Genomic DNA, 12,937 nt, shown 5'->3' with positions numbered 1-12,937 from the left:
GAGAAAACCATGACGACCACCACGCAACAGAATGATGAAAAACGCCTTTCCGATACGGAACAGCGCGTAATGAAGAAACTCTTCAGGCGTCTGATTGTTTTCCTGTTCGTCCTGTTTGTTTTCTCCTTTCTTGACCGTATCAACATTGGTTTCGCCGGACTGACCATGGGCAAAGATCTTGGTCTGACTTCGACGATGTTCGGTCTGGCGGCCACGCTTTTTTATGTCACCTATGTACTGTGCGGCATCCCGAGCAACATTATGTTAGGTATCGTCGGCGCGCGGCGCTGGATCGCCAGCATTATGGTACTGTGGGGCATTGCCTCAACCTGCACGCTGTTCGCCACCAGCGCGCAAACGTTGTACCTGCTGCGCATGCTGGTCGGCATCGCCGAAGCGGGTTTTTTGCCGGGGATTCTGGTCTATCTCACCTGGTGGTTTCCAGCCCACTACCGTGCGCGCGCCAACGCGCTATTTATGATCGCCATGCCGGTGACCATGATGCTTGGCTCCATATTGTCAGGCTATATTCTGGCACTTGACGGCTTCTTTAACCTCAAAGGCTGGCAGTGGTTGTTCCTGCTGGAAGGGCTGCCTTCAGTGATTCTCGGCGTGGTCACCTGGTTTTTTCTCGACGATCGCCCTGCGCAGGCGCGCTGGCTGGACGACGACGAAAAGCGCGCGCTGACGGCGATGCTGGATCGCGAGCGTGAAATTCCAAAACCAGATTTCGCTGCGCGCAAACCGCTGTGGCGTGAGGTGCTAACGCCTGTCGTGCTGCTCTATACCCTGGCTTACTTTTGCCTGACCAATACGCTGAGCCGCTATCAATATCTGGACACCGCAGATCCTCAAAAGCTTTAACGAAAGCAGTAGCAATATCGTTATCGGCCTGCTGGCCGCAATCCCGCAGGCCTGCACTATTCTGGCAATGGTGTGGTGGAGTCGTCGCTCGGACCGCCTGCAGGAGCGTAAGCGCCATACTATCCTGCCCTATTTGACCGCGGCGCTTGGCTGGCTGCTTGCCTCTGCCAGCGATCATCCACTGCTGCAGCTGTCGGGTATTATTATCGCCTCGTCTGCCGCCTTTACCGCAATGGCGATTTTCTGGACCACGCCGGATCAGGCGATCAGTTTCGCCGCGCGCGCAGTTGCACTGGCGGTCATTAACGCGGTGGGCAACGTCGGTTCAGCAGTCAGCCCGCTGCTGATAGGTATTTTGCGCGACGTGACCGGTAGCTTTAGCGCAGGGTTATGGTTCGTAGCTGGCCTGCTGATGCTGGGCGCATTAGTGCTGACACGTATTCCAATGGGCGAAAGTGGCAGAGCCAAGCCGCAGGTTAGTCCAGCGGCGACGCACGGCGTGCGGCGGGAGACGCCATGAGCGGCTTTGAAAATATCGACATCGGCAAGGTATATGATGCGCGCTACGCTGGCGAAGATGTGCATTATGAGACCTTCGCGCGGCTGGCCAGCTTTTTTGGCCGCGACATGCATCCGCACTGGCATGACCGCTCTTTTCAGCTGCATATGCTGGTGACCGGCAAAATCACCCTGCAGCTGGACGACCATTTTTACGCGCTAAAGGCACCCTTATTTGTTTTGACGCCGCCCTCGGTGCCGCATGCTTTTATCACCGAATCGGACAGCGACGGCCATGTGCTGACGGTGCGCCAGGAGCTGATCTGGCCGCTGGTGGAGTCGCTGTGGCCCGGCAAGGCCGAAGCAATTAACCGCACCGGCATCTGCCTGTCGCTTGAATCTTCACCCGCTGCGCTGGAGGCGCTGCATCACTATTGGGCGCTGATAGCGGAAGAATTTCGACACCGCGCGCCGGGCAGAGAGCAACTGCTGGTGTCGCTGGCGCAGGCCGTCTTCACCAGGTGCTGCGCGAAGCGCCACCGGATGAACTGTCAGCTACCAGCGTGCGCGGGAGATGCGTCAGTTTCAGCCGCTTTAACCGCATGATTGACGCCTGTTTTCGTCAGCATCTGACAGTGCCAGATTATGCTCGCGAGCTTGGCATCAGCGAGTCGCGACTGACCGAGATGTGTCGCCGCTTCGCCAACCAGTCGCCCAAGAAGCTTATTTTCGAGCGCGTGCTGCGCGAGGCCAAGCGCCAGCTGCTGTTCAGCAGCGCCAGCGTTAACCAGATTTCCTATGCGCTGGGCTACAAGGATCCCGCCTATTTTGCGCGTTTTTTCCATCGAATGGCGGGCTGTTCACCGAGCCAGTTCCGTAACCGGTAAGTCCCCTGCGCGATCAGGCGATGAGGAAAAACCTCATCGCCTTTTTAATTCCATTTGATCCTGCTCTCACTTTGTCTGCCCGTGGTGAAAAGTACCAGTAATCCCCTGAAAGTTCTCTTCCGGCCCCGCGCTTCAGGCGCTTAAATCGGTTAACACAAAGCAAACATTTAAATAACAACCCTCGGCGTTTGTACCCGAAGCGTCCCATTTGTGAGGTAAACACTATGAAACCTGAAGATCATCGCGCAGCCACTAACCGTCCTTTTACCGGGGAAGAGTTCCTGAAAAGCCTGCAGGATGGACGCGAGATTTACATCTATGGCGAACGCGTAAAGGATGTGACGACGCATCCGGCTTTTCGCAATGCCGCTGGCTCGGTTTCTACGCTATACGATGCACTGCATGCGCCTGAGTCGCACGACAAACTCTGCTGGCAGACCGATACCGGCAACGGCGGCTATACCCATCGTACTTTCCGCTTCGCCCGCTCTGCTGATGAAATTCGACAGCAACGCGACGCTATTGCCGACTGGTCGCGTCTGACCTATGGCTGGATGGGCCGTACGCCGGATTACAAAGCCGCGTTCGGCTGCTCGCTGGGCGCTAACCCGGAGTTTTATGGCGAGTATGCCGATAATGCGCGCCGCTGGTATAAGCGCATTCAGGAAGCAGGCCTTTATTTCAACCATGCGATTGTTAACCCGCCTATTGACCGTCACAAGCCGGCAGACGAAGTAAAAGATGTTTATATCAAGGTCGAGAAAGAGACAGACGCTGGCATTATCGTCAGCGGTGCCAAAGTGGTTGCCACCAACTCGGCGCTGACCCACTACAACTTTATCGGCTTCGGCTCTGCCAGGTCATGGGCGACGATCCCAGCTTCGCCCTGATGTTCGTCGCGCCGATGGATGCCGATGGCGTGAAGCTTATCTCCCGTGCCTCCTATGAACTGGTTGCGGGCGCGACGGGCGCACCGTTCGACTATCCGCTCTCCAGCCGCTTTGATGAGAACGACGCAATCCTGGTAATGGATAAGGTACTTATCCCGTGGGAAAACGTCTTGATTTATCGCGATTTCGACCGCTGCCGCCGCTGGAGTATCGAAGCCGGCTTCGCTCGTCTCTACCCGATGCAGGCCTGCGTGCGACTGGCGGTAAAGCTCGACTTCGTGACCGCACTGCTGCAAAAAAGCCTTGAGTGCTCTGGTGTGCTGGAGTTTCGCGGTGTACAGGCGGCGCTGGGAGAGGTCGTGGCGTGGCGCAACCTGTTCTGGTCGCTGAGCGATGCGATGGCAGCAGAGGCGCAGCCGTGGAAAAACGGCGCGTGGCTGCCTGATATGCAGGCGATGCAGACCTATCGCGTAATGGCGCCGATGGCCTACGCAAAAATCAAAAACATCATCGAGAGCAATGTGACCAGCAGCCTGATCTACCTGCCTTCAAGCGTGCGCGACCTGAACAATCCGGAAATTGACCGCTACCTGGCGCAGTACGTGCGCGGCTCCAACGGCATGGATCACGAGCAGCGTATCAAGATCCTGAAGCTAATGTGGGACGCCATTGGCAGCGAATTCGGCGGCCGCCATGAGCTGTATGAGATTAACTACGCTGGCAGCCAGGATGAAGTGCGTTTGCAGTGTCGCGCCATGCGCAGGGCTCCGGCAATATGAAAAGCATGATGGAGATGGTGGATCGCTGCCTGGCTGACTATGACCGCAACGGCTGGACCGTACCGCATCTGCATAACAACACCGACATCAATCAACTTGATCGTCTGCTGAAGTAAGCGAGGTAATTATGTCCAGAGAAGAAGAGCATCGTCTGAAATTCCGCGACGCGATGGCCAGCCTGCCCGCAGCCGTGAATATTGTCACTACGCAGGGCAGCGCCGGACGCTGCGGCATCACCGCCACCGCCGTTTGTTCGGTTACCGATACGCCGCCCACCTTGCTGGTCTGCATTAACAATCGCAGCGCCATGGTACCGGTGTTTGAGCAGAACGGTAAAATGTGTCAACGTGCTTAACCACCAGCAGGAGGACATGGCGCGTCATTTTGCCGGAATGACCGAGTTGAGTATGGAGCAGCGCTTTACGCTGGAGGGCTGGCGGGAAGGCGCGCTGCAGCAGCCGATCCTGCAACAGGCACTGGCCAGTCTTGAGGGGGAAATCCAGCAGATACAGAGCATCGGCACCCATCGGGTCTATCTGCTTGAGATTAAAAATATCACGCTGGCCAGCGAAGGCCAGGGCCTGATCTATTTCAAGCGTCAGTTCCATGCCACGCCGCAACACCAGCATGAAGTGACGGCCTGATCTTTCGGGGCGCTTGCGCCCCTTTTCCTGATGGAGAATGCAGATGGAGATCTCAGCAGCGCTGCTCGCCTCGCTGGAACACCTTGGCCTGCGCCAGATAGCGGAAATTATCTATAACCCTGATTACGCTACGCTGTTTACAGAAGAGACGCGTCCGACGCTTACCGGCTACGAGAAGGCCGCAGTGACGACCTCCGGTGCCGTCGCCGTCGACACTGGAGAATTCACCGGCCGCTCGCCGAAAGATAAATATATTGTGCGCGATGATGCCAGTCGCGACCAACTGTGGTGGGCCGACGCCGGGCTGGGCAAGAATGATAACCAGCCCATAACGCCAGCCGTGTGGCAGTCGCTAAAAGCCTGTGTCACGGAGCAGCTTTCCGGCAAGCGCCTCTTTGTGGTAGATGCATGGTGCGGTGCTAATCCCGAAACGCGGCTCGGCGTACGCTTTATCATGGAAGTTGCCTGGCAGGCGCACTTTGTCACCAATATGTTTATCCGTCCTACAGCCGATGAGCTACGCAACTTTCCAGTCGATTTTGTGGTCATGAACGGCGCGAAGTGTACCAATCCGCACTGGCGGGAACAGGGACTCAACTCCGAGAATTTTGTGGCCTTTAACCTGACGGAAAAGATGCAGCTGATCGGTGGCACATGGTACGGCGGGGAAATGAAAAAGGACTGTTCTCGATCATGAATACGCTGATGCCGCCGCGCGGTGTCGCATCGATGCACTGCTCCGCCAACGTTGGCGCTAAGGGCGACGTCGCGTTGTTCTTCGGCTTGTCGGGAACGGGGAAAACCACTCTTTCTACCGATCCGCGGCGTCAGCTGATTGGCGATGATGAACATGGCTGGGACGATGACGGCGTGTTTAACTATGAGGGCGGCTGCTACGCTAAAACAATCAATCTTTCGCCCGATGCCGAGCCGGAAATTTTTCAGGCGATCCGGCGTGACGCACTGCTGGAGAACGTGGTAGTGAACGCCCGTGGCGAGACTGACTACGCCGACGGCAGTAAAACGGAAAAACACTCGCGTTTCCTACCCTCTTTCACATATCGCTAACCGCGTCAGGCCGGTCTCTGCCGCCGGGCACGCGCAGAAGATTATTTTTCTACGGCCGACGCCTTTGGCGTATTTCCGCCCGTTAGCCAGTTAACTGGCGATCAGGTAGCCTGGTACTTCCTTTCAGGTTTTACCTCTAAGCTGGCTGGAACCGAGCGCGGTATCAGCGCGCCTACGCCAACCTTCTCAGCCTGTTTTGGCGCGGCGTTCCTGACGCTGCATCCAAATGATTATGCCGACGTGCTGCTGAAACGCATCGAACAGTCACAGGCGCAGGTATGGATGGTGAATACTGGCTGGAATGGTCGAGGCGAACGCATCTCTATCAAAGACACGCGCGCGATTATTAATGCGATTCTGGAGGACAAGCTGGATGATGTACCGCGAGCTACTTTGCCCGTCTTTAACCTCTCAATGCCCTGCGGCTGCCAGATGTCAATCGCCAGCTGCTCGACCCGCGTAACGGCTGGGAAAACCCCGACCAGTGGACACGCAAAGCCCGCGAACTGGCGACCATGTTCCATGATAATTTCGCTAAATTCAGTAATACGGAGCGTGGCAAGGCGATCGCTGCCGCTGGCCCAGACCGTCTTTAAATAGCGCTTTTTTTACCCGGCTCCGCCGGGTTTTTTGTGGGCTGGCCCACATAACCTGCTCACGGCGATTCCGCCTCCTTCTTATGGGCGATAGTACCTGCTCTGGGCAACGTGGTGTTATTTCATCCGGTCAGACCTTAAGACAGGGCACGAGGATGAACATCAAAATTGATGCGCTGAACTACTACAGCGCCACGAAAAAGTATCATCTGCACTTTCCAGCATTGACTGAGGATATCGACGCGGATGTCGTGATCATTGGCGGCGGCTTTTCTGGCGTCAATACCGCGCTGGAACTGGCAGAGCAAGGCATTGCCCGCGTCGTTATTCTGGAAGCACGCCACCTGGGCTACGGCGGTACGGGCCGCAATGGCGGCCAGGTGATGGCAGGCATCGGCCATGATATCGAGGCGGTAAAGAAGCACGTCGGCAAGGAAGGAATGGCGTCGCTGTTCGCGATGGCAAATATGGGCGCGGGTATTATCCGCGAGCGTATCCAGAAGTACCAGATCGATGCGGATTTTGTACCTGGCTATGGCTATCTCGCTTACAACAAGCGGCAGGAAAGACGTTGCGCCAGTGGGAAAAGGGAGTTTAAAGCCGCAGAGCCTAGCCAGGATATTGCGCTTTATACCGGAAGCGACGTTCAGAAGGTAGTGGGCTCGGACGTCTACTGCGCGGCCCTTAAGCATATGGGCGGCGGTCAGATTCATTCACTTAATATGCTGCTGGGATCGGCCCAGGCCGCGACCTCACTGGGTGTGAAAATTTATGAATCTTCGCCCGTAGTGGAGGTGGAGTACGGCAAACAGGTACGGGTCCGCACAGCGATGGGTAGCGTACGCGCCGCTAAACTGCTGTGGGCGTGCGACAGCTTCCTCAATAATCTTGAACCGGAAATCCATAACAAAACGCTGGTGACGTACTCTTATCAGATTGCCACCGAGCCGCTTTCCGATGAGCTGGTGGAACGCCTCAGCCCTATCCGCGGCGCATTCAGCGATATTCGTCCCGTAATCAACTATTACCGTCTGACCCGCGAAAACCGCCTGCTGTTTGGCAGTGCTACACGCTTCGTTGAGTACACGCCGCGCGATTTTTCAGCCTGGAACCGCACGCTAATGCTGGAGGTTTTCCTTATCTTCGCGACGTAAAGATCGATTTCGCCTGGGGCGGTCCGATGGCGTGCAGCGCCAATCTGTTCCCGCAAATCGGCACCCTGAGTCAGCATAACAACGTGTTCTATGTGCAGGGCTACTCCGGTTTTGGTGTTACGCCGTCGCATATCGTTTGCAAAGTGCTCGCGGAGGGCATAAATGGCGGTTCTGCACGCTACGACCTGATGAGCAAAATTCCGCACGCCCGTATTCACGGCCGCGACAGCATGCGTCTGATGCTGGTGACGGCTGGCAAGTTATTACATCAAACCGCTGGCTACTGGAAAGGCCGTAGCTAACCGACTGGAGAAAAAATGAAATCGATAAAGTTAAACGATCCCATCCCCGACCTGCATCCGATTGGCAGCGTCAGCCTGCTTGGTGCCACACCGATAGAGGGCGATCCGCAGGTGGCGGGCCTGATGATTTATGGCGAACCGCAGGATGCCTTCTCCTGTGGCCTGTTCTCGTCAACGCAAGGCAGTTTCAGCATGACCTATCCATTCACTGAACAGGCCACTGTGCTGGAGGGAGAAGTAGAGCTAACGGTCGAAGCCACCGAGAGAACCACGCGCTACCAGAAAGGCGATACCTGGTTTGCCGAACAGGGCACTGCAGTCCTGTGGAAAGTGTTGACGCCGCGCTTTGTTAAGTGCTACCTCGCCAACGTTGAATCACGCTAGTTCACTGGGCGGCTCCCGAGCCGCCGTCTCCCCTTTACTCTGCTTTAGCCTGCGCTTAAAAACGCGTAGAAGATCACGTTCATGTGAAAAACAGATGACAGAACAAAACTTAAGTAACACTCTGATAACAAAACATTAAGCCCTGTCTGATCGTTCGAATCTCATTCCTTCGGACGATATTCCCCTGTACCCAAGCCTGCTTTTAATGAGCCTGAGCGTATCACCGTTAATCATGTTTCCGGGGTAAGTATGAACAATAACAAACTTAGGTCGCTTCTTGAGCGCGGCGTAGTAGGTTTTCCAACAACCTTAGCCAGTTCGGTGGGGTTGATTATGGCCAGCCCGGTAATCCTGACCGTTACCAGCGGCTTCGGCATGGGCGGTGACACCTTCGCGCTTGCGGTACTGATCGCTTTTATTATGATGCAGGCGCAAATCACAACGTTCTCCGAAGCGGCCACGCTGATGCCGACCACTGGATCGGTCTACGACTATATCTCCTGCGGCATGGGCCGTTTCTTCGCCATTGTCGGCGCGCTATGCGCCTATCTGATCGTACATATTTTTGCCGGAACGGCGGAAACCATTCTTTCGGGAATTATGGCGCTGGTGAACTTCGAATCGATTAATGCGCATCTTGATGCTCACCACAGCACCTGGCTGGTAGGTGTTGGCCTGGTTATTCTGTTTGGCCTTCTTAACGCGCTCGGCGTTGAGATTTTCGGCAAGGTTGAAGTGGTACTGACGTTTGTGATGTGGGCCACGCTGGCCATTTTCGGCCTTTGTGGCGTGCTGATGGTGCCAGCAACGCACCATTCAGGGTGGTTCGGCAACGCGCTGGATCTGCATGACATTTCCGGACTGTTCGGCTATATCGGCATGGCTATGTTTATGTTTGTCGGCTGCGAACTGGTGACTCCTATGGCACCGGAAATCAAACAGGCGCATCGCACTATTCCGCGCGCCATGGCGCTCGGGCCTGTGCGGCGTCGCCTCCCTGCATGTTTTGTACGGCGCGGCGATCAATCGCCAGGTTGAAAACGTGGTGGTCGACGCCGCCAGCGGCGTGCATCTGCTCGACACGCCGCTGGCGATCCCGCCTTCGCCCATCGCGTAATGGGCGACTTTGGTCAATACTGGCTGGGCTTCGGTCTGCTAACGGCGGGCGCGGCCACGATTAATCGCTAATGGCCGCCGTGCCGCGCATTCTCTATGGTATGGCACTGGATGGCGCGCTGCCGCGCGTGCTTACCTGGCTTCACCCGCGCTTTAAAACGCCGCTGGTAGCGATCGCGGTCGCGGTTGCAATTCCCTGCCTGCATGCGTGGTATCTTCAGGGCAATCTCGACCGTATAGTGCCGCTGATCCTCGCGGCGGTATGCGCCTGGGGCGTCGCTTATCTGCTGGTGACATTGTCGGTGGTGCTGCTGCGCCTGCGCCGCCCGATCTGCCCACGCGCCTATCGTTCGCCACTGTTTCCGCTACCGCAAATCATCTCCAGCGCGGGCATTATCATCGCCATTCTGAATATTACGCCGCCGGGAATGAACAAGAGCGATATCCTCATCCCGTTCGGCATTATGCTGGCGGTGACCGCAGGCTACGCCTTGTGTGGACGGTGCTGGTGCAGCGCGTGAACCCCTTTAGACCGGTGGCGGTTGAAGAGGTGCTGGATCGCGCATTTGCGCGCCACGGCGACCCTGCGCCAGCGGTGCCTGACGATGCTGCGTTCGCTGGTGTAACTGCCATGCTGACAGCCCTTGCACGCGATCTTGCTGGCTGGCCGCTGAGCCAACAAAACGATGGTTTTCACCTGCAGCTGGGCGCAAAACAACAGGTGATGATCGGGCTGCGCACCCGACGGCTGTTTATGGCCTCGATTATCAGCAGCCACTTTAGCTGCCGAGGCGAAGCGCCACAGACAACGCACTGCCGCATTGAGGTGCATCAGCCGGGGTGGCTGCGTCGGCGACCGGTGCGGTTCCGCTCGCGACAGCCCGCGGGACAAATGCTGGCTGCCTGGCTGAACGGCTTTCCACGGCTGTGTGAAACGCTGGCCGAGCTCGATTATCGCAGCATTACACTGACGGTTGATGCGCAGCAATGGTCTTGCGTTATCGAGCCGTGGGCGGCGAGCGAAGTTATTGCCGTATGCCGCCGCTGCGGCGCTATTTACGCCTTGAGCAGTCGCAGCGTGTGCTTTGCTGAGTAGTCTGAAGATGATAAGCGAGGCTTTTGATATGTTGGTAGAGTCAGCGCACTAGTTGCTCTGGCTCTTTTGCGCTACAGGCCGTATTACCTGGCTGACTGTAATACCTCGCTAGAAGGGTCCCCAGTTGACAGCCACACCGATTAAAAGCGTTACCACACAAATAACAAACCAGATCGCCACCACCGGCGCGACAAATTTAATCCATTTGCCGAAGGAGATATTTGCGGTTGCCAGCGCAGCCATCAAAACGCCCGGAAGTAGGACTGATAGAATTAACAATCCCTTCGCCTAACAGTACCGTTTGCACGGTCACCTGACGCGTCAGCCCCAGGTTATCGCCCAGCGGTGAAAAAACAGAAATCAGTAGCGCAGACTTGCCCGATCCCGATGAAATACCGAAATGCATCAGGGCTGCGCTAATAAACATGCCTACGGCGGCTATGGCCGGATGAACAGGAGCCAGCAGAACGGACAAAAATCCCACTATCGGATCCAGTATATTACCTTGCTGCAGTACGACAGAAATTGCCCCGCCATACCGACGATAAATCCCCTTTACCAGCTGGGAGCATCCGGCAAGAAATGTGTTAGCAATTGCTGAGCCTGACATGCTTCCAGTTATCCCGACAATAATCGACAGAATAATGAACATCGCCGACATTTCATTGGTCGCCCAGTGCAGCTGTACAGTGCCGACCATAAATGTCAGAAGTGTTACCGCGCAGGTAATCAGGATCAGTTTATGACGGCCGGTAATGGCCAGATTGTTATCGCTTGCATGCTTTGCTCTGTCCGAACCTGACCATCAGCACGCATGCGCTTCACTTTAATGATGAGATAAAACATCACCGTCATGACAAACAGTAAACAGGTTATGCCGCGCAGCAGCATGCCTGAGAAGAGCGGCAGTTGCGCCAGATGCTGGGTCAGGCCGGTAGTTGCGGGCCCTAAGACAGAAACGTTGAACCCGGCCGCACATGTCAGGTAAACCAGAGCCGTGCCGATTAGCGGGATAAGCCAAGGGAACGGGCGACGAGCAGGCCGGTGGGAACAAATGCCACAGCTTTAACCGTGGACCCATATGCGCGATTGTCCGGAACGATCATCCCGTCGCCTTCAGGGAGCAGGTTGACGTCGCCGATCTCCCCCGATATCCGCTTATTGGTATGAATAAGGATTTCCGGATCCAGAGCTATATGAATGTCATGTTTAACCAGGAGAGGCTGGTATTAAGTCCGGCATACAGCTGTAACCTTTAGCAGCGCAATCGCTTTAAGTCAGGCGGGAAATGGGCATCGCATTTATGACCGCAAAGTAGTTGAGGAGGCGTTAACATTACGACATCTGGTTGCCGTGCCTGTTCGGCATCGCATCGCGCGCGAAAGGCAATGTCACCTGTTACGCAGCGCCGATCATCGTTTACGCCTGCTGCATAGCATCTCTGGCAGTTGCTGGTGCAATTTTTGAGAAAGTACTGGCGGCTTAGCCTGCATGCCGGCGCGCATGCAGCCTAGGCGCTGAGCATCGCGTCACCGGAAGTTTTCGCCATTTGATAAAGCCTGAATCTGCGTCTCCAGCGGGGAGGCTGTACGATTAGGGTGGCAGTGTAACTATATGACTGGCATTGACAGGTGTCACCGGGACGGTATTTACGCTTCCGACTGTTCCGCCAGAACAAAGGCGCGAGGAAAATGTTAAGGTGCCGCAATGAAGAACAGGCAGCGCACCTACAATCTCTGAAACTAGAAACTGGATTACACCCAAAATTAACGCGTTGTTTTTAATTTGATAATATTTTTATCCACAGAAAATGGGGATAGCCTGTGCATGGTTAAGTATAAAGGCTGGTGGGTGTTTATATACCGTTGCCATCTGCAACCCGCATCAGAATTCTGCTTTACCACTCTTAAAACTTCATTCTGTCCGCCGCCTTACGCAGACGCTCATCTCCGCGACGGTCATATTTCTGCGTGGTAGTGACGCTGGCATGCCCCATTGCATCCCGGACGGTAATCAGGTCTTCCCCGTTATCCAGCATCATTGAGGCAAAGGTGCGGCGTAAGTCATGCGGCGCGCACTCACCGATACCGCTTTCCACCCGGCGCTGGCCAAGGATGCTGAGCAAACCGCCTGCGGCGTCAGGCGCCGAAAAGTGACATCGTCACCGCTACGTATGCGGGTAAAAAGCGGTCCCTCCTGTTCGCCCCGGATGGTGTCGGTCCAGATATGAATGCGTTGCCAGACCCTGTCCGGCATAAATGCCAGACGCTCTTTGTTGCCTTCCCTTGCACGAGCAGCGCCACCTTCTGATGAAGAATGCTGGCGTAGTCCAGAGTGATTACTTCTGAACGGCGCAGGCCGCAGCCAACATGACCGCCAGCATGGCAGCATCGCGCGGCCCTTTGCAGCCGGCGTCCTGTTCACAGCTGCGAAAAAGAGCGTGAATTTCTTCCGGTGCCAGCGCACGTCCGCGCGTCGTCGCTTCACGTACTGCGCGCACCGCCAGAATCTGCTGCCAGCTCTCCGTATCCATCTGCTTCATCATCCAGGCTTCGCGGGCGGTGCCTTTCAGGGCTGACAGATAGGTGTTGATGGTGGCTGGCGCTCGCCCGCTGACCTGCAGCATTTCCAGCAGCCCCCGGATATGGTGTCGGCGCAG

Annotated in this window: 6 protein-coding genes and 8 pseudogenes; 10 read left to right on the top strand and 4 right to left on the bottom strand. The window is 56.0% G+C overall.

From position 1 onward, the window contains the following. Nucleotides 1–9 precede the first annotated feature (9 nt). From hpaX to O3W44_RS19630, 9 genes and pseudogenes are all read left to right on the top strand, one after another. Nucleotides 10–1,384: pseudogene (gene hpaX / locus O3W44_RS19670) on the top strand (4-hydroxyphenylacetate permease). Continuing rightward, nucleotides 1,381–2,249, top strand: a pseudogene (hpaA, locus tag O3W44_RS19665) (4-hydroxyphenylacetate catabolism regulatory protein HpaA). The pseudogenes hpaX and hpaA overlap by 4 nt, the downstream one beginning before the upstream one ends. Before the next feature lie 224 nt (nucleotides 2,250–2,473). Further along, nucleotides 2,474–4,034 (top strand): annotated as a pseudogene (gene hpaB / locus O3W44_RS19660) (4-hydroxyphenylacetate 3-monooxygenase, oxygenase component). A gap of 11 nt (nucleotides 4,035–4,045) precedes the next feature. Continuing rightward, nucleotides 4,046–4,562 (top strand): annotated as a pseudogene (gene hpaC, locus O3W44_RS19655) (4-hydroxyphenylacetate 3-monooxygenase, reductase component). Nucleotides 4,563–4,599: 37 nt separating this feature from the next. Then, a pseudogene (gene pckA, locus O3W44_RS19650) lies at nucleotides 4,600–6,230 on the top strand (phosphoenolpyruvate carboxykinase (ATP)). Between the two features lie 151 nt (nucleotides 6,231–6,381). Then, nucleotides 6,382–7,682, top strand: a pseudogene (locus tag O3W44_RS19645) (NAD(P)/FAD-dependent oxidoreductase). 15 nt (nucleotides 7,683–7,697) lie between these two features. After that, nucleotides 7,698–8,066 (top strand): cupin domain-containing protein, encoded by a 369-nt coding sequence (locus O3W44_RS19640; RefSeq protein WP_269294494.1) that lies wholly within the window; start codon nucleotides 7,698–7,700, stop codon nucleotides 8,064–8,066. Between the two features lie 249 nt (nucleotides 8,067–8,315). Next, a pseudogene (locus tag O3W44_RS19635) lies at nucleotides 8,316–9,747 on the top strand (APC family permease); the annotation flags it as partial. A gap of 66 nt (nucleotides 9,748–9,813) precedes the next feature. Continuing rightward, the gene (locus O3W44_RS19630) at nucleotides 9,814–10,278 is read left to right on the top strand and encodes a DUF3156 family protein (RefSeq protein ID WP_442954678.1); all 465 of its coding nucleotides are present in this window, start codon (nucleotides 9,814–9,816) and stop codon (nucleotides 10,276–10,278) included. Between the two features lie 108 nt (nucleotides 10,279–10,386). On the opposite strand, the gene O3W44_RS19620 is transcribed toward O3W44_RS19630, so the two are convergent. From O3W44_RS19620 to O3W44_RS19610, 3 genes are read right to left on the bottom strand one after another with little or no spacing between them, the layout of a single operon-like run. Next, nucleotides 10,387–10,521 carry a hypothetical protein gene (locus tag O3W44_RS19620; protein ID WP_269294493.1) on the bottom strand — a complete coding sequence of 45 codons (135 nt, stop codon included), beginning with the start codon at nucleotides 10,519–10,521 and terminating at the stop codon, nucleotides 10,387–10,389. Further along, nucleotides 10,475–10,978, bottom strand: a complete 504-nt coding sequence (locus O3W44_RS19615) for a Na+/H+ antiporter NhaC family protein (RefSeq protein ID WP_269294492.1) — start codon at nucleotides 10,976–10,978, stop codon at nucleotides 10,475–10,477. The genes O3W44_RS19620 and O3W44_RS19615 overlap by 47 nt, the downstream gene beginning before the upstream one ends. Before the next feature lie 35 nt (nucleotides 10,979–11,013). Continuing rightward, nucleotides 11,014–11,262 (bottom strand): hypothetical protein, encoded by a 249-nt coding sequence (locus O3W44_RS19610; RefSeq protein ID WP_269294595.1) that lies wholly within the window; start codon nucleotides 11,260–11,262, stop codon nucleotides 11,014–11,016. 95 nt (nucleotides 11,263–11,357) lie between these two features. Here O3W44_RS19610 and O3W44_RS25060 point away from each other — a divergent pair, with 95 nt between their 5' ends. Further along, on the top strand, nucleotides 11,358–11,537 hold the full coding sequence (locus O3W44_RS25060; protein WP_442954677.1) for a hypothetical protein: 180 nt from the start codon (nucleotides 11,358–11,360) through the stop codon (nucleotides 11,535–11,537). A 647-nt stretch (nucleotides 11,538–12,184) separates the two neighbouring features. Here O3W44_RS25060 and O3W44_RS19605 read toward each other — a convergent pair. Next, nucleotides 12,185–12,937 (bottom strand): annotated as a pseudogene (locus O3W44_RS19605) (tyrosine-type recombinase/integrase); the annotation flags it as partial.

The sequence above is a fragment of the Pantoea sp. LMR881 genome (assembly GCF_027157825.1).
Taxonomy (GTDB): Bacteria; Pseudomonadota; Gammaproteobacteria; order Enterobacterales; family Enterobacteriaceae; genus Pantoea; species Pantoea haifensis.
Note: the sequence above shows the minus strand (reverse complement) of the source record. Positions and strands in the feature narration are given on the sequence as shown.